The organism is Salipaludibacillus daqingensis (genome assembly GCF_029891575.1).
In the GTDB taxonomy this organism is placed as follows: Bacteria; Bacillota; Bacilli; order Bacillales; family Salisediminibacteriaceae; genus Salipaludibacillus; species Salipaludibacillus daqingensis.
Map to the genome: position 1 here is coordinate 54,342 of NZ_JARZHF010000006.1, position 15,939 is coordinate 70,280.

Genomic DNA, 15,939 nt, shown 5'->3' on the forward strand with positions numbered 1-15,939 from the left:
AGCAAGGTGGGGAACGATGTCTGAACCTTCTAAAAATCGTCAACTAATGAAAGCATTCGCGCTCATGACGACGATCAGCTCTTATCTTGTCGGATCCATAATACTTGGTGTATTTGGTGGCAGATGGATAGATGATCGATTCGATGGTGGCGGGCTTTATCTCGTATTAGGGATGCTCGTTGGTTTAGCAACAGCTATTTATGGCATTTTCAAAGCGGTTCAGCAATTTATGGGAGACGATTCAGCATGAACGACATTCGCGTCTTGGTTAAGCGCTATTCCATTTACACGGCGATCTTCATAGCCTTGTTGGTGATCATAGCTTTGTTCAGTTCTGAACCAGCATTTTTTATGGGGATGGCTTTTGGGACAAGCTTCAGTTTAGTGATTTTATTAACTACATACTTTCAAGTGAAGCGCATTGGAAAGTCGCTATCAGACCGCAAATTTCGGTTTTCAATTGGTACGCTAGGGAGAATGATCACTGTGGTCGTTGCGATCATAGTCGCCCAGCAGTTTCCTCACTATTTGAATCTAACAGGAGTGATCATAGGTTTGGCAGTAACGTATATCATCCTCTTGATAGATCCTATTCTCCACAGCAAGGCATTTGCAGATCAAGAGTGACTGCCTCGTTTTTAAAACAGGACCAGAGAATAACTCAAGGCTCCGTTAGAAAAACATTGGAAACACTCTGTGCAATTAGAGAAAAGAGGTGAAAAAGATTGGATAGTAAATTCTTAAAGATGGATCTATTTGGGATTCCGTGGTTAACGGTAAATATTCCTAATTTGATCTTGACTACTGTCGCCATGGCTATTGTCTTCTTTGTATCTTACTTCATGTCAAGGAAGATTCGAATGTATCCGACAGGTGCACAAAATGCTTTGGAGTACCTCGTTCAATTTATCAAAAACATTATTAGTAGTACGATGGATTGGAAGCAAGGAAAGAACTTTGTCATGCTAGGCATTACCATCATTCTTTATGTGTTCGTAGCGAACATGATGGGGGTTCCATTTGAGCTAGCAACAGCAGATCATGAAGTCTGGTGGAATTCACCGACATCGAATCCAGTATTAACGATCTCATTGGCAGCCTTTATTATCATCCTCACCCACATTTATGGGTGGAAGCTAAAAGGACCAAAAGAGTATGGAAAAGACTACTTCCGTCCGGCCTTTTTCATGGCCCCGTTTAAAGTAGTAGAAGATTTCTCCAACACACTCACGTTAGGCATGCGTCTTTACGCCAACATTTTTGCGAAAGAAATGATCATGGTCATGCTCGTGGGTCTTGGTGCAACAACAGGTATTTTTTGGGCATTCGCCGCATTTTTACCACTCGTTGTTTTCCAAGCATTCAGCGTATTTATTGGTTCATTACAAGCCTTTATCTTCTGTATGCTAACGATGGTGTATATGTCGCATAAGGTTAGTGAAGAACATTAACACTTTTTTGAAAAAAGAAAGACAGCACTATTAAACATCTTGAATAAGAACTCTTTTACATATGTTAAAGGGTGATTTATTTCATAAAAAAACTAAAATTTATACAATATCTAAGGAGGATTTTTATTATGGGTACTATCGCTATTGCAGTAGCAATTGTAGCAAGTTTAGCAGCTGTGGCTGGAGCATTTGGAGTGGCAATCGTTGTAAGAGCAACACTACAGGGGATTACTCGTCAACCAGAGATTCGCGGACCACTTCAAACAGTCATGTTTATCGGTGTTCCATTGGTAGAGGCACTTCCAATCTTCGCGATCGTTATTGCTTTCTTATTACTAGGAAACATGTAAGCGAAATTTTTTAAATGAAAAGCACTGTTAGACGTTTAAACGTAACAGTGCTTCATAAAAATGGCGAAGAAGGTTATTCATACAATCTTCGCCATTCCTTTTAAAGTAAGAAAGGATAAGGTTCTATCATGCTGTCAAGCTATCATTCATGAGCTTACCATCACGAAAAGCCTCAAGACTTCGATAGATGATGTTGCAAGTAAATCTTGCACAGGAAGAAGCAGCGCTTGTCTATCAAGGCAGGCACCTTACGCTTTTCTTACAGCACTGACTGAGAAAAAAGGAGGCGAATTCGTTGTTTGATATCTATGAAATAGAATGGGTCAATGCGCTTTATCAAATTGCCGCATTTGGTGTATTATTGTGGCTTTTGAAAAAGTTTGCATTCGGACCTATTATGGATATGATGGAAAAGCGTGAACAACACGTGGCCGATCAAATTGCTTCCGCGGAAAAAAACCGTAAAGACGCTGAGAAATATTTAGCTGAACAACGGGAAGCGATTCAAGCTGCCCGCCAAGAAGCAAAGGAAATTGTTGAAAACTCGAAAACAATGAGTGACCAGCAGGCTAGCGACGTTCTAGCAAATGCTAGAAAAGAAGCTGATCGTATGAAACAATCAGCCGTAGCTGAAATCAATACAGAAAAAGAACAAGCCATCTCTGCACTTCGTGAGCAAGTTTCGACCTTGTCTGTACTTGTAGCAACGAAGGTCATTGAGAAAGAACTCGATGAAAAAGAGCAGGAGAAGCTCATCCAAGATACACTTAAAGAAGTAGGCGAAGATTTATGAGGAGACATCCAGTAGGTTACCGCTACGCCTATGCTATGTTTGAGCTTGCCAAAGAGCAAGGGACTCTCGAAGCTACATTAGAAGACCTTGCCGTTGTGTCACAAGTATTTGAGGATTCGAACCTTCTTGACGAAGGGTTTAGACATCCAAACATTACAGATGAAGAGAAAAAGAATATTTTAACAGAGACGTTCTCTGGAAAAGTGAGCACACACGTTTTACATCTTTTGTTGTTATTAATCGACAACAAACGAATCGATGTCCTTGATCCCATCGTTGACAACTTCAAAGGTTTAGCCAACGAAGCACGCGGGATCGCCGAAGCAACCGTTCATTCAGCAAAAGCATTAACAGAACAAGAAAAATCAGCTGTTGCCACTGTATTCGCGAAACGAGCAGGCAAAGCACAGCTTATCATTCGTAATATCATAGACGCAGACATTATCGGTGGACTGAAAGTACGTATCGGAGACACCGTATATGATGGAAGCGTCGCCAACCAACTTGCACGCATTCAAGCGCGCATGATTCACGGGAACGTTAGTAGATAGGGGTGAAGGAAATGAGCATCAGAGCCGATGAAATTAGCTCGCTGTTAAAAAAACAGATCGAAGGCTATCAATCAGAAATTGAAGTTAACGATGTAGGAACCGTCATCCGTGTCGGGGACGGAATCGCCGTGGCTCACGGACTTGAAAACGCAATGGCCGGAGAGCTACTTGAATTTTCAAACGGTGTCATGGGAATGGCACAAAACTTAGAAGAAAATACGGTCGGGATTATTATCCTTGGTCCGTTTAGAGAAATTCGTGAAGGTGACGAAGTTCGTCGTACAGGACGTATCATGGAAGTACCTGTAGGCGAAGAACTTCTTGGTCGAGTTGTTAATCCACTTGGTCAACCACTTGATGGCATGGGTCCTGTTGAAACAAACAAAACTCGTCCAATCGAAGGTGGAGCACCAGGGGTTATGGACCGTAAATCTGTTCATGAACCACTACAAACAGGAATCAAAGCGATTGACTCCTTGATTCCAATTGGTCGAGGTCAGCGTGAGTTGATCATCGGAGACCGTCAAACTGGTAAAACAGCAATTGCGATCGATACGATCATTAACCAAAAAGAAGAAAACATGATTTGTATTTACGTGGCAATCGGACAAAAAGAATCCACGGTGGCTGGAGTGGTAGACACACTTCGTCAGCACGGAGCTCTTGATTACACGATTGTCGTGACAGCTAGTGCGTCACAACCAGCACCACTTCTTTACCTTGCACCTTACGCTGGGGTAACGATGGGTGAGGAATTCATGTACAACGGAAAACACGTCCTCGTTATTTATGATGACTTAACGAAACAAGCGTCCGCATACCGTGAACTTTCCTTGCTACTTCGTCGTCCTCCAGGTCGGGAAGCTTTCCCAGGGGATGTATTCTACCTTCACTCACGTCTATTAGAACGTGCGGCGAAGCTTAGTGATGCGAAAGGAGCCGGTTCACTTACGGCCCTCCCATTTATCGAAACACAAGCAGGGGACATTGGAGCTTATATCCCAACGAACGTAATCTCGATTACGGACGGACAGATTTTCCTTCAATCGAACCTATTCTTCTCAGGTGTACGACCAGCGATTGACGCCGGTTTATCCGTATCCCGAGTAGGGGGATCTGCCCAAATTAAAGCGATGAAGAAAGTAGCCGGGACACTGCGTCTTGACCTCGCATCTTATCGTGAATTAGAAGCATTTACCCAGTTTGGTTCAGACCTTGACGCATCCACACAGGCGAAATTGAGCCGTGGTGCGCGAACAGTAGAAGTACTGAAGCAAGGCCTTCACCAACCGCTTGCTGTTGAAAAACAAGTATTCATCCTTTTCGCCTTAACAAAAGGCTTCTTAGATGATGTAGAAGTAGAAGATATTAGTCGTTTTGAAATGGAAATGTACACATACTTGGAGCACAATCAAAAGGATCTCTTGGCTCAAATCAAAGAATCAGGGAAACTTGCTGATGAAGACGCGATGAAACAAGCGATCGAAGACTTCAAGAAAACATTCCAAACGAATTAAGAACGACTCGAAGATAAAAAGAGGATAGGCGTCTAGCACCAAAGTTACGAGAATGACCTCAACCATGGACCAAACCATCAACGAGGAAACCTCCCGTAAACGAGGTGCTTACGCTTTTCAACAAAAGGTGGTGAAGAACGATGGCCTCTTTAAAAGATATAAAGACAAGAATTGGATCGACGAAAAAAACGAAACAAATCACAAAGGCAATGGAAATGGTTTCAGCTGCCAAGCTTAACCGCGCCCAAGGCAAAGCTGAAGCATTCCAACCTTACACTGATAAAATTCGGGAAGTCGTATCGAGTATCGCAGCAGGTTCAGATGATGTATCCCATCCGATGCTAACCGACCGTGAGAAAGTGAAGAAGACCGGTTACATAGTGATCACATCAGACCGCGGGTTGTGTGGAGCTTATAACAGTGGACTCCTTCGCGAAACGATGCGCACGATCAATAAACGTCATAAATCAACTGATGAGTACGGTCTTATCGTCATGGGACGCGTCGGACGTGATTTTTTCAAAAAGAGAAATATGCCAATTTTTCAAGAAATCATTGGTTTACCCGATCAGCCAGACTATACGGACATTAAGAGCATCGCTTCGACAACCGTACAAATGTTTGAAGATGAATTGTTTGACGAAGTTTACATTCACTTCAACCATTTCGTTAGTGCCATCAGCCAGCAAGTGACCGAGTCCAAGCTACTCCCACTTACTGATATTGCTGAAGGTGAAGGAGAAGAATCACAAACACCTGCTCGTGTCATGGATTATATTTATGAGCCAGACGCAGGAACGATTCTAGAACAACTCCTTCCACACTATGCGGAAAGTTTGATCTTCGGCGCATTGCTTGATGGAAAAGCCAGTGAATTCGGAGCAAGAATGTCCGCCATGCGTTCTGCTACAGATAATGCAGACAACATGATCGGCGAATTAACTCTGAAGTATAACCGAGCTCGTCAAGCGGCGATTACCCAAGAAATCAACGAAATTGTCGGCGGAGCATCTGCCCAGAACTAACCTTATTAAACGAGCGACATAGTCGCATTTAATCAATAATACTGGTATTTTTTCGAAAGGTGTCCTTCGCTTTGCAAAGTAATCGATCCGTCGTTTTCCAAGCAAAACGAAAGCACTCACCTTTCTGAAAAGGAGGAAAGAAGATGAATATAGGACGCGTCACTCAAGTAACTGGTCCCGTTGTCGATGTTCAATTCGAACGTGGCCAACTGCCTGAGATTTATAACGCTATCAAGGTTGACCATAAAGCCCAATCTTCCGGAGAAGTCGACGTTGCTCTTACACTTGAGGTTGCTCTTCACCTAGGTGATGACACCGTTCGTACAATCGCAATGGCATCCACAGACGGTCTCGTTCGTGGCATGGAAGCGATTGATCAAGGAGAAGCAATTTCTGTTCCTGTCGGTGACGATACGCTCGGACGAGTATTTAACGTACTAGGGGAAAACATTGACTTAGACGAAGCAATCAACCCAGGAGTTCAGCGCGACCCGATTCACCGTGAAGCACCGGTTTACGAAGAATTATCAACACAAACGGAAATCCTAGAAACAGGAATCAAAGTAGTTGACCTACTAGCCCCTTACGTAAAAGGTGGTAAAATCGGTCTCTTCGGTGGTGCCGGTGTAGGTAAAACCGTATTAATTCAAGAGCTCATCAACAACATCGCCCAAGAGCACGGTGGTATTTCCGTATTCGCAGGTGTTGGTGAACGTACTCGTGAAGGAAATGACTTATACTACGAAATGAAAGACTCTGGCGTTATCAACAAAACAGCCATGGTTTTCGGTCAAATGAACGAGCCACCAGGCGCACGTATGCGTGTTGCCTTAACTGGACTCACAATGGCAGAACATTTCCGTGATGAAAAAGGCGCAGACGTGCTACTTTTCATCGACAACATTTTCCGATTCACACAAGCAGGTATGGAAGTATCCGCCCTCCTAGGACGTATGCCTTCTGCCGTTGGTTACCAGCCGACACTATCTACCGAGATGGGTCAGCTGCAAGAGCGAATCACATCAACGAAAAAAGGTTCTGTTACATCGATCCAGGCGATCTACGTCCCTGCCGATGACTACACAGACCCAGCACCAGCAACAACATTCGCCCACTTGGACGCAACAACAAACCTTGAGCGTAAACTTTCGGAAATGGGTATCTACCCAGCCGTGGATCCACTCGCATCTACGTCACGCGCCCTCTCTCCAGAAATCGTTGGAGAAGAGCACTACGCCGTAGCACGAGAAGTCCAAGTAACGCTTCAAAAATACAAAGAACTACAAGACATCATCGCTATTCTAGGGATGGACGAACTATCTGATGAAGACAAGCTAACGGTTAGCCGTGCCCGTCGCATCCAGTTCTTCCTATCTCAGAACTTCCACGTGGCCGAGCAGTTTACAGGACAAAAAGGATCGTACGTACCCGTCCAAGAAACCATCAAAGGATTCCGTGAAATCCTTGACGGTAAATACGACGACGTACCAGAAGATGCCTTCCGTCTCGTGGGCCGTATCGAAGACGTCCTAGAAAAAGCGAAGTAACATTTATTTACTAAGATGGAAGAATGAATGCAACAGGCAATAGGAAGCGATATTCGCAAAGGTCACTGCCGCGGATTTCTTATCCCGGCGATGATGCTTTGATGAATCGTCCCTTTCATAAGGAGGGTGAACCGTGAAGACGATGCAAACCAATGTCGTCACTCCTGATGGCAGTGTATATAGTGGAGAAACAGAGATGGTGAGCGTGAAAGCTTACGAAGGTGAATTAGGGATTCTCCCTGGTCACTTACCTTTAGTGACGCCCCTTACCGTTGGTGCCATCCGCATTAAGAAAGATTCGAAAGTGGAGCTCATCGCTGTTAGCGGCGGCTTCATGGAAGTTCGGTCCGACGAAGTGAACATTCTCGCTGAATCAGCCGAACGGCCATCAAATATCGATATCACTCGTGCCCGTGCTGCCAAAGAACGAGCAGAGCGCCGCCTAGAGGAAGCAAAAAGAGACAACATCGACTTCAAACGCGCGGAAATGGCCCTCAAACGAGCCGTCAACCGTCTAGAAGTCTCAGAGAACAAAATGTAATTCAGTTCTATCCGAGCGCCGTTCACCCTCATACGAGGCTGGACGGCGTTTTTGTGTTTCATCTAAAGGCAAATCAATCATTACCTCATATGTACGGGAAATAATATCGTTAAAGGCTGTGAGAGGCTAACTTAGGCACGCATTTGCTTTTAGTTTGTCTGGACGACTCTCTTGTGACGGTTACGAGCTAATTTTGATGAAAGACGGTCACAAGAGGAGGGCGCTTGTGTCCGTAGCGAGCTATTTTTGGTAAAAGACGGTCACAAGAGAGAGCGTCTTGTGCCCGATGCGAGTTGATTTTGGTGAAAGACGGTCACAAGAGGAGTCTGCTTGTGACCGATGCGAGTTGATTTTAATGAAAGACGGTCACAAGAGGAGTCTGCTTGTGCCCGTTGCGAGCCGATTTTAATGAAAGACGGTCACAAGAGGAGTCTGCTTGTGCCCGTTGCGAGCCGATTTTAATGAAAGACGGTCACAAGAGAGAGCGCCTTGTGCCTGTAGTGAGCCGATTTTAATGAAAGACGGTCACAAGAGAGAGCGTCTTGTGCCCGTTGCGAGTTGATTTTGGTGAAAGACGGTCACAAGAGGAGTCTGCTTGTGCCCGTTGCGAGCCGATTTTAATGAAAGACGGTCACAAGAGGGAGCGCCTTGTGCCTGTAGCGAGCGGATTTTGATGAAAGACGGTCACAAGAGAGAGCGCCTTGTGCCTGTAGCGAGAAGATTTTGATGAAAGACGGTCACAAGAGGAGTCTGCTTGTGCCCGATGCGAGTTGATTTTGATGAAAGACGGTCACAAGAGGGAGCGTTTTGTGACAGTTGCGAGCTATTTTTGGTAAAAGACGGTCACAAGAGAGAGCGTCTTATGACCGATGCGAGTTGATTTTGGTAAAAGACGGTCACAAGAAAGATGCATTATGCATGTTAAGTCGTAGTTAGTTCTTTACCAAAAATAGGTATTTAATTTTGGTTTTAAAATAATGAAGGACGAATCCCTTTTGAATTTCCTTTCTCAATAAATATAATTCATAGTGTACCTTCATAGACAAAAAATGTTCCAGCACCATAACCAACTCTATTACAATTTTTAATTAAAAGTTGCCTGATCGTTTTCCTTCCAGCAACATGGCCAATCCAATCATAAATGTCTTTAGATTTTATTTTTTTATCAGGGAAAAGAAGTTGAAACTCATTAATGCTCCTAATAATTCCAATACTTTTTGGTTCAATAAAACCACATGAGTCACAGGTGAACTTATGCTGTTGTGCAGACATAAAAGATTGGCACTGGGGACATACAACACCTTTATCAAGGTGATCAAATTCATATTTTGGCAACCGTGAATATGGTGATTTTTCTATGTGAGAAGCTAGTAATTTGTTTGCTAAATCGTAATACTGCTGAGTTAAATTAGAAGTGGAAGTATTGTTAAGTTTGTACATAAAGTGATTTATCTGGTTAGGTAATATCAAAGGGAGATTTAACGGTGTTTGAAACAACGTAAATTCTTGATTTGTAAAAATCACGAAGGGTTTTAATTGAAAATGAGGGGAACGATATTGCCGAAGTAATTGTTTAAAAAGTGTTTCAGCTCTCTGGACTTGAAGAATTGGATTTTGAATATCTTTATTTGAGATTGTAAACCATTTTCCATTTTGATCAATATAAAAATCACCTCTATAGTTCTTAACTTCAAAAATGATGATTCCTTTTGAATAAATTAGCAGTGAATCTATTTGAAATTCACTCTGATTTACCTTTAAAAGCAGGTCATTTAAAATGATTGAATCGAAAGTTATGTTCTTAAGCCAGGAGTCAAATATGACTTCCCCTTCGTATCCTTTCTCCATATTTTCGTACTGGAGTGTATGCTCTTCTGAAAAAAGCATACGAGGTTTTAACATCCGGAGGAGTAATAATTCCTTCGGTAGTTTTCGTGGTTTCATAATCATAAGCATCATCCTGTTCTAAATTATTGAACGTTTTTAAATCTGATAGTTTATGACAGACGGATAGGTATGTGAGGGAGTTTCTCTTCAATAAATGAAATCATTAAATATACAGATTTAGATCGTACGTTCCCTTATATATTATGATAAGTAGAAATATTTAACAAGTAAAATTTGATAATTGATAGAAATAATAAAAACAGGAATGAATTTGATAGATAAAGTTAAATGGGCAAAGACGGTCACAAAAGAGGACGTCTTGAGACCGTTGCGAGCTAATTTTGATGAAAGACGGTCACAAAAGAGGACGTCTTGAGACCGACATGAGTTGATTTTGATGAAAGACGGTCACAAGAGCAGCCTGCTTGAGACCGACATGAGCTAATTTTGATGAAAGACGGTCACAAGAGCAGCCTGCTTGTGCCCGACATGAGCTAATTTTGATGAAAGACGGTCACAAGAGCAGCCTGCTTGTGCCCGACATGAGCCGATTTTAATGAAAGACGGTCACAAGTCCCCCCGCCACTGTCTCCGCACACCAAAATTCACCATTGAGAATGAACACGCAAAAAAATAAATTTTCAGCTCAAATAAGATTCATGAAACGGACACATTTTCAAAACTAAACAGACTAAAATATATCAAAAGGAACTGTTATATTAATAGATATACTACTGTTATAGTACTTGAATATACTTTCACAAATCAGTTATAATAAACGTACCCACTAACAAATACAGGTTTTATAATGAAAAATGTAAAAATACATTCAAATCTGTAGCAACGAAATAAATGGTAATAAATCCCACCTACTATAAACAGCAAATGAGAAAGATCAAAACACCCATTAAATAAGTTTAGAAATAATAATTATCATATAATAATTATTATTGCCAAAACAACAGCTCAAACAACACCTACCAACACCTATCAAGACAGTCTAAATCCTTATACACCAACATTTTACAGGACATCCATATTCCCAAATCTCACATAAACAAACGCTTAAACGATATTAACACTATATATACAGTATTTATCTGAGAATTCCGAATCATATAGACATCATTTTCATTGCTTTGTTATAATTCTAGTGTGAGTTGGTGTAAAAATGAAAATACTTTACGGAGGGGAGTGAACGTATGGGGTTAAGTGTTTATTATGACAATTATATACTTGTCTTGATTTTTATGTTACTAGGGGTTGCCTTACCAATCGTGTCGATAACATTTGGACGATTCGTAAGACCGAAGAACCCGTATGCTGATAAAATCACGACATACGAAAGCGGAATTCAGCCTGAAGGAGACGCTCAGGTTCGATATCATGTAGCCTACTATATAGTAGCGTTAGAATTCATAATCTTTGATATTGAAACCGTTTTCTTAATTCCTTGGGCTGTAACGCTTGATCAGTTAGGTTGGGTTGGATTAAACATGGGTCTCGTATTCATCTTTATCCTAGCTTTAGGTCTCGTTTATTCTTGGAAAAAGAAGGTGCTAGAATGGAACTAAAAGGGTTTAGTGAAACAGAACAGTATGATCCGAGAATCCTTGAGGATGTAAAGAAGAACGTCTTTTTTACAAAAGTCGATCAGTTAAAAGCCTGGTCACGCACACGCTCATTCTGGCCATTGAGTTTCGGCTTAGCGTGTTGTGCGATTGAAATGATGACAACAGGTGGATCGAGGTACGACTTTGATAGGTTTGGAGTTATTTTCCGAGCATCGCCTCGTCATTCCGATGTCATGATCGTTGCAGGGACAGTAACAGGTAAGATGGCTCCTGTACTAAGAACGTTGTACGATCAAATGCCTGAGCCTAAATGGGTGATTGCGATGGGTTCCTGTGCGACGTGTGGAGGACCATACAAGGAAGCATACAGCGTCCTGAACGGTGTCGATAAAATTGTTCCGGTCGATGTCTATGTGTCCGGTTGCCCACCAACTCCACCGGCTTTATTAGACGGCGTAGACAAACTACGTGAAAAGATTCGCTTAGAAGCAAAAGGAGAGAGGGTGCCAAAAGGATGAGCCAAGAGCTTCTCGACCTGATTGTTGAAAAATTTAACACACTCCACGGAGAAGAATCAATAGTAGAATCCAAATTAAACTTCGGGAAGCCGATGGTCATTCTCGGTACTGAAAAGTGGGATTTAGCTACTGCAAAACTTCTTCACGATGATGAACAACTCCAGTTTGATTTTCTAACTTGCGTCACTGGCGTAGATTACGAAGAACATATGGAGGTCATTTACAATTTTTACTCAACAACGTTAGATCAGTATTTATATGTGAAAGTGAACACATCCAGAGAAGAACCAACTGTAATGTCAGCAGAACCTATCTGGAAATCAGCAGACTACATGGAACGCGAAACATTTGACCTTCTAGGGATAGACTTCCCAGGTCACTGGCGTTTGAAACGTATTTTGCTCGAAGACGACTGGGAAGGATATCCGCTCAGAAAAGATTATATTACAGATAAAAAAGCTCTGGGCTTGGATTAGGGGGTGCAAAGTAAATGTCGGAGTTAAAAACAGAAACGATGACGCTCAATATGGGTCCTCAGCACCCAAGTACACACGGAGTATTCCGTTTGCAGCTAAAAGTTGATGGGGAGACAATCAAAGAAGCGATTCCAGTTATGGGATATTTGCACCGTGGATCGGAAAAATTAGCAGAGAGATTTTTATATTCACAGTTTATCCCGTATACAGACCGTCTCGATTATTTGAACGCTATGACCAATAACTATGTGTATTGTTCAGCTATTGAAGAACTACTTGAGTGGGAAGTTCCAGAACGTGCAGAATATTTACGTGTGATTACGATGGAATTAAACCGAATCGCCAGTCACCTTGTATGGTGGGGAACATATTTATTAGATATTGGCGCAATGAGTCCATTCTTATATGCATTCCGTGACCGCGAAACGATCCTCGATCGTCTCAACGAAATAAGCGGAGCGAGAATGACGTTTAACTACCATCGTATTGGTGGAGTGAAATGGGATGCACCTGAGGGATGGATCGAAAAAGTACAAGAAACAGTAAAAGAGTTGCACACGAACATTCAAGAGTTCGATGTACTCGTTACTGGAAATGAAATATTTCAAGCCCGAACCATTGGAGTCGGAATATTGTCAAAAGAGAAAGTGATCAATTGGGGCTTATCCGGTCCAATTGCACGAGGAAGTGGCGTTGCGATCGACGTTCGTAAAACAGAACCATATTCGATTTATGACCGATTTGATTTCGATATCCCTACTCGTGAAGAAGGGGATGTTTTTGCAAGATACAAAGTTCGCATTGCTGAAATGTTCGAATCATTAAAGATTATCGAGCAAGCTTGTGAGCAAATTCCAGAAGGCGACATCATTACGAAAAAAGGGAAACGATTAATGATGATCAAACCGCCGGCTGGGGAAGTTTATCGAAGAGCGGAAGCTTCTAAAGGTGAAATTGGCGTTTACGCTATCAGTAATGGAAAAAATAAGCCTTACCGAATTAAACTTCGTCGTCCATCTTTCGTAAACGTATCGATTCTTCAAGATCTACTCGTCGGAGAATCTATTCAAAATCTCGTTGCGATCTTTGGAAGCCTAGACGTCGTTCTCGGGGAGGTCGATGCATAGTGGATTATTTGATGATGTTTATATATGCCGTAACCGTGATGGGTGTGTTATTAGGCGGTGTAACGTTCGCTATCCTTGCAGAACGTAAAGTCATCGGTGCGATTCAACTAAGAAACGGTCCGAACCGCCACGGTCCATGGGGACTTTTTCAAACGATCGCGGACGTATTAAAACTATTGTTAAAAGAAGACGTGATACCTGCAAAAGCAGACAAACCAATCTTTGTCCTTGCACCTGTATTGGCGTTTGCGCCAGCCTTTTCAGTCATGGCTGTGCTCGTCTACAGTAGTTCAATAGGTGGAGCAGATCTTAACATCGGCGTCCTTTATTTCTTAGGGGTGTCTTCGATTACAATGCTAGGTGTGTTAATGGGTGGTTGGAGTTCCAATAACAAATACTCGTTACTAGGTTCCATTCGTGGGGTTGCTCAAATGGTTAGTTACGAGCTACCACTCGTCTTATCGATTATTGGGATTATCATCATGGTAGGATCATTGAACTTAACAGATATCGTTAACTATCAAGCAAGCATGGGCGTTTGGTTTATCGTTCCGCAATTCCTTGGATTTGTTGTTTACATGATTTCCTCGATTGCCGAATTAAACCGTTCACCATTTGACTTACCAGAAGCTGAATCAGAATTAGTCGGTGGTTTCTTTACCGAATACTCAGGGTTCCGCTTCGCTATGTTTATGTTGGCAGAGTACACGTACGCGATTGCCATTGCAGGACTTGCAACAATATTATTTTTGGGCGGATGGTTAGGACCTGCGTTCTTACCAGGGATCGTTTGGTTCATGCTTAAAGTTGTTGGAGTTATGTTCATTTGGTTCTGGCTAACAGCGACATTGCCAAGAGCTCGTGTTGACCAGCTTATGAACTTCGGCTGGAAAGTGCTCATCCCGATAGCATTACTCAACATTGTGATTACGGCGATTATCAAAGTGTGGATGGGGTGATAAAATGTTTCGATTATTAAAGGGGTTTGGCGTAACCTTAAACTATTTTAGAAAAAAGAATATTACCATCCAATATCCTGAGGAAAAAGTGGTTATGCCTGAAAGATTCCGCGGTATACACCGGTTTTTTCCGGAAAAATGTATTGTATGTAATTTATGTGTGCAGGCATGTCCAACGGACGTTATCACGTTGACAGGTAAAAAGAGCGAAGAAAACCCGAAGAAAAAAATAATTGATACGTATAATATTGATTTCCAAGGGTGTATCCTTTGTGACTTCTGTACAGAAGTTTGTCCAACAGAAGCGATTGTCATGACCGCTCGTTACGACAACTTAAGTGAATTCAACCGTTCTGCTCACTTCAAAGATATTCACTGGTTAACGGATAACCATGTGTATGGAAACTACACAGAGCCAGATCCAGAAGAAGAAGCGAAAAAAGCGGCGAAAGAAAAAGAAGCAGCGGAAAAGAAAAAGAAAGCTGCCGCAGAAAAGAAAGAAAAAGAAGCCGTGACGGCTGGAGCGAAAGCGGAAGACAAGACAGCGGACGCAGAAAAGCCTAAATCGGAATCGGCAAAGCCAGACACAGCTAAAACGGCAGACACAGCTGAGCCAAAAGCTGACACTGCAAAAACAGCAGATACAGAAAAGCCAATTGCTGAAGCGAAAAAAGAAGATGTAGAAGAAAAGCCGTCAGATAAGACAGGGAAGTCGGAAGAAACAGAAAAGCAGTCAAAAGAAAATCCTGAAAAAACCGACGATGCCACTAAGGGAAGAGGTGACGATAAGTGACCGCGCAAATGACTTTCTTTATTATCCTTGCACTAATCGCCATTGTGTCTTCTGTTCTAGTTATGGCCTTAAGAACCATCTCACACCGAGTGGTATCGATGGCTTTCAGCTTTTTTGCCATAGCTGGGTTGTACTTTCTATTAGGTGCAGAATTTATCGGGATTATTCAAATCATGGTTTACGTGGGAGCCATCACAATCTTGTTCGTTTTCGGTATGATGATGACCGAGCACAGAAACATTGGGTTCGGTCCTGATCCCCGAAAAATACAACAAGTAGTCAGTTTTCTAGGGGTTGCCACACTACTTGGAATCATGCTTTACGGCATCTTTTCAATGGATCTGCCAACTACACCACAGCCGTACGTTGGTAGCGTGGAAGCGATCGGTCTTGAGCTATATGGACACTATTTCATCGCATTTCTTGGATCGGCTTTCCTTTTAACATCTGCCCTTATCGGAGCAGTTGTCATCGCACGAAAGGAGGCTGACGAATAATATGGTGCCTATTACGCTATTTTTGGCCCTCGCAGCCATTTTATTTTGTATCGGATTATACGGGGTGTTAACGAGACGCCACTTAGTTATTGTTCTAGCTAGTATTGAAATTATGCTCAACTCAGTGAATATTAACCTTGTCGCCTTTTCAGCGATCGGACCGTTTGCGAATATTTCAGGGCAAGTGTTCAGCCTATTTATCATAACTGTTGCAGCAGCAGAAGCAGCAGTAGGGCTAGCCATTTTAATCGCCTTGTATCGCAACCGAAACTCCATCGATGTCATTAAACATGACCTGTTACGGTGGTAAATGGTAATTCATAGAACAGAAAA

18 protein-coding genes and 1 pseudogene are annotated in these 15,939 nt (G+C 42.3%); 18 read left to right on the forward strand and 1 reads right to left on the reverse strand.

What is annotated here, in order from left to right:
- Positions 1–16: 16 nt before the first annotated feature.
- The 10 genes from QDN89_RS12660 to QDN89_RS12705 all read left to right on the forward strand — a co-directional run bounded on the left by QDN89_RS12660 (position 17) and on the right by QDN89_RS12705 (position 7,775).
- Positions 17–250 carry an AtpZ/AtpI family protein gene (locus QDN89_RS12660; RefSeq protein ID WP_280770513.1) on the forward strand — a complete coding sequence of 78 codons (234 nt, stop codon included), beginning with the start codon at positions 17–19 and terminating at the stop codon, positions 248–250.
- Positions 247–627 carry an ATP synthase subunit I gene (locus QDN89_RS12665; protein WP_280770514.1) on the forward strand — a complete coding sequence of 127 codons (381 nt, stop codon included), beginning with the start codon at positions 247–249 and terminating at the stop codon, positions 625–627. Before QDN89_RS12660 ends, QDN89_RS12665 begins: the two co-directional genes overlap by 4 nt.
- Positions 628–725: 98 nt before the next feature.
- Positions 726–1,451, forward strand: a complete 726-nt coding sequence (gene atpB, locus QDN89_RS12670; protein WP_280770515.1) for a F0F1 ATP synthase subunit A — start codon at positions 726–728, stop codon at positions 1,449–1,451.
- A gap of 128 nt (positions 1,452–1,579) precedes the next feature.
- On the forward strand, positions 1,580–1,801 hold the full coding sequence (gene atpE, locus QDN89_RS12675; RefSeq protein WP_280770516.1) for a F0F1 ATP synthase subunit C: 222 nt from the start codon (positions 1,580–1,582) through the stop codon (positions 1,799–1,801).
- A gap of 295 nt (positions 1,802–2,096) precedes the next feature.
- Positions 2,097–2,594, forward strand: a complete 498-nt coding sequence (gene atpF / locus QDN89_RS12680) for a F0F1 ATP synthase subunit B (RefSeq protein WP_280770517.1) — start codon at positions 2,097–2,099, stop codon at positions 2,592–2,594.
- Positions 2,591–3,145 (forward strand): F0F1 ATP synthase subunit delta, encoded by a 555-nt coding sequence (locus QDN89_RS12685; RefSeq protein ID WP_280770518.1) that lies wholly within the window; start codon positions 2,591–2,593, stop codon positions 3,143–3,145. Before atpF ends, QDN89_RS12685 begins: the two co-directional genes overlap by 4 nt.
- 11 nt (positions 3,146–3,156) lie before the next feature.
- Positions 3,157–4,662 carry a F0F1 ATP synthase subunit alpha gene (atpA, locus tag QDN89_RS12690; protein ID WP_280770519.1) on the forward strand — a complete coding sequence of 502 codons (1,506 nt, stop codon included), beginning with the start codon at positions 3,157–3,159 and terminating at the stop codon, positions 4,660–4,662.
- Positions 4,663–4,802: 140 nt separating this feature from the next.
- On the forward strand, positions 4,803–5,687 hold the full coding sequence (atpG, locus tag QDN89_RS12695; protein WP_280770520.1) for an ATP synthase F1 subunit gamma: 885 nt from the start codon (positions 4,803–4,805) through the stop codon (positions 5,685–5,687).
- Between the two features lie 143 nt (positions 5,688–5,830).
- On the forward strand, positions 5,831–7,234 hold the full coding sequence (atpD, locus tag QDN89_RS12700; RefSeq protein WP_280770521.1) for a F0F1 ATP synthase subunit beta: 1,404 nt from the start codon (positions 5,831–5,833) through the stop codon (positions 7,232–7,234).
- A 133-nt stretch (positions 7,235–7,367) separates the two neighbouring features.
- The gene (locus tag QDN89_RS12705; RefSeq protein ID WP_280770522.1) at positions 7,368–7,775 is read left to right on the forward strand and encodes a F0F1 ATP synthase subunit epsilon; all 408 of its coding nucleotides are present in this window, start codon (positions 7,368–7,370) and stop codon (positions 7,773–7,775) included.
- Positions 7,776–8,798: 1,023 nt separating this feature from the next.
- On the opposite strand, the gene QDN89_RS12710 is transcribed toward QDN89_RS12705, so the two are convergent.
- The gene (locus tag QDN89_RS12710) at positions 8,799–9,677 is read right to left on the reverse strand and encodes an NERD domain-containing protein (protein ID WP_280770523.1); all 879 of its coding nucleotides are present in this window, start codon (positions 9,675–9,677) and stop codon (positions 8,799–8,801) included.
- Between the two features lie 1,187 nt (positions 9,678–10,864).
- Here QDN89_RS12710 and ndhC point away from each other — a divergent pair.
- The 8 genes and pseudogenes from ndhC to nuoK all read left to right on the forward strand — a co-directional run bounded on the left by ndhC (position 10,865) and on the right by nuoK (position 15,916).
- Positions 10,865–11,236 carry an NADH-quinone oxidoreductase subunit A gene (ndhC, locus tag QDN89_RS12715; protein WP_280770524.1) on the forward strand — a complete coding sequence of 124 codons (372 nt, stop codon included), beginning with the start codon at positions 10,865–10,867 and terminating at the stop codon, positions 11,234–11,236.
- On the forward strand, positions 11,227–11,754 hold the full coding sequence (locus QDN89_RS12720; protein ID WP_280770525.1) for a NuoB/complex I 20 kDa subunit family protein: 528 nt from the start codon (positions 11,227–11,229) through the stop codon (positions 11,752–11,754). Before ndhC ends, QDN89_RS12720 begins: the two co-directional genes overlap by 10 nt.
- The gene (locus QDN89_RS12725; protein ID WP_280770526.1) at positions 11,751–12,230 is read left to right on the forward strand and encodes an NADH-quinone oxidoreductase subunit C; all 480 of its coding nucleotides are present in this window, start codon (positions 11,751–11,753) and stop codon (positions 12,228–12,230) included. The genes QDN89_RS12720 and QDN89_RS12725 overlap by 4 nt, the downstream gene beginning before the upstream one ends.
- A 14-nt stretch (positions 12,231–12,244) precedes the next feature.
- Complete coding sequence (locus tag QDN89_RS12730; protein WP_280770527.1) at positions 12,245–13,357, forward strand: NADH-quinone oxidoreductase subunit D; 1,113 nt, start codon at positions 12,245–12,247, stop codon at positions 13,355–13,357.
- Positions 13,358–13,368: 11 nt separating this feature from the next.
- Positions 13,369–14,316, forward strand: a complete 948-nt coding sequence (gene nuoH / locus QDN89_RS12735; RefSeq protein WP_280770749.1) for an NADH-quinone oxidoreductase subunit NuoH — start codon at positions 13,369–13,371, stop codon at positions 14,314–14,316.
- A 4-nt stretch (positions 14,317–14,320) separates the two neighbouring features.
- A pseudogene (locus QDN89_RS12740) lies at positions 14,321–14,707 on the forward strand (NuoI/complex I 23 kDa subunit family protein); the annotation flags it as partial.
- Positions 14,708–15,105: 398 nt separating this feature from the next.
- Positions 15,106–15,606 (forward strand): NADH-quinone oxidoreductase subunit J family protein, encoded by a 501-nt coding sequence (locus QDN89_RS12745; protein WP_280770528.1) that lies wholly within the window; start codon positions 15,106–15,108, stop codon positions 15,604–15,606.
- Between the two features lies 1 nt (position 15,607).
- A complete protein-coding gene (nuoK, locus tag QDN89_RS12750; RefSeq protein WP_280770529.1) occupies positions 15,608–15,916 on the forward strand; it encodes an NADH-quinone oxidoreductase subunit NuoK in 309 nt (102 codons plus the stop codon).
- The last annotated feature ends 23 nt before the right edge of the window (positions 15,917–15,939 follow it).

What these genes read in the sequence shown, in the direction of transcription:
- ndhC (WP_280770524.1), top strand. Translation starts at nt 10,865, where the DNA reads ATGGGGTTAAGTGTTTATTATGACAATTATATACTTGTCTTGATTTTT.
- QDN89_RS12685 (WP_280770518.1), top strand. Translation starts at nt 2,591, where the DNA reads ATGAGGAGACATCCAGTAGGTTACCGCTACGCCTATGCTATGTTTGAG.
- QDN89_RS12710 (WP_280770523.1), bottom strand. Translation starts at nt 9,677, where the DNA reads ATGTTAAAACCTCGTATGCTTTTTTCAGAAGAGCATACACTCCAGTAC.
- atpA (WP_280770519.1), top strand. Translation starts at nt 3,157, where the DNA reads ATGAGCATCAGAGCCGATGAAATTAGCTCGCTGTTAAAAAAACAGATC.
- nuoK (WP_280770529.1), top strand. Translation starts at nt 15,608, where the DNA reads ATGGTGCCTATTACGCTATTTTTGGCCCTCGCAGCCATTTTATTTTGT.
- QDN89_RS12720 (WP_280770525.1), top strand. Translation starts at nt 11,227, where the DNA reads ATGGAACTAAAAGGGTTTAGTGAAACAGAACAGTATGATCCGAGAATC.
- QDN89_RS12730 (WP_280770527.1), top strand. Translation starts at nt 12,245, where the DNA reads ATGTCGGAGTTAAAAACAGAAACGATGACGCTCAATATGGGTCCTCAG.
- nuoH (WP_280770749.1), top strand. Translation starts at nt 13,369, where the DNA reads ATGATGTTTATATATGCCGTAACCGTGATGGGTGTGTTATTAGGCGGT.
- QDN89_RS12660 (WP_280770513.1), top strand. Translation starts at nt 17, where the DNA reads ATGTCTGAACCTTCTAAAAATCGTCAACTAATGAAAGCATTCGCGCTC.
- atpG (WP_280770520.1), top strand. Translation starts at nt 4,803, where the DNA reads ATGGCCTCTTTAAAAGATATAAAGACAAGAATTGGATCGACGAAAAAA.
- atpD (WP_280770521.1), top strand. Translation starts at nt 5,831, where the DNA reads ATGAATATAGGACGCGTCACTCAAGTAACTGGTCCCGTTGTCGATGTT.
- QDN89_RS12665 (WP_280770514.1), top strand. Translation starts at nt 247, where the DNA reads ATGAACGACATTCGCGTCTTGGTTAAGCGCTATTCCATTTACACGGCG.
- QDN89_RS12725 (WP_280770526.1), top strand. Translation starts at nt 11,751, where the DNA reads ATGAGCCAAGAGCTTCTCGACCTGATTGTTGAAAAATTTAACACACTC.
- atpE (WP_280770516.1), top strand. Translation starts at nt 1,580, where the DNA reads ATGGGTACTATCGCTATTGCAGTAGCAATTGTAGCAAGTTTAGCAGCT.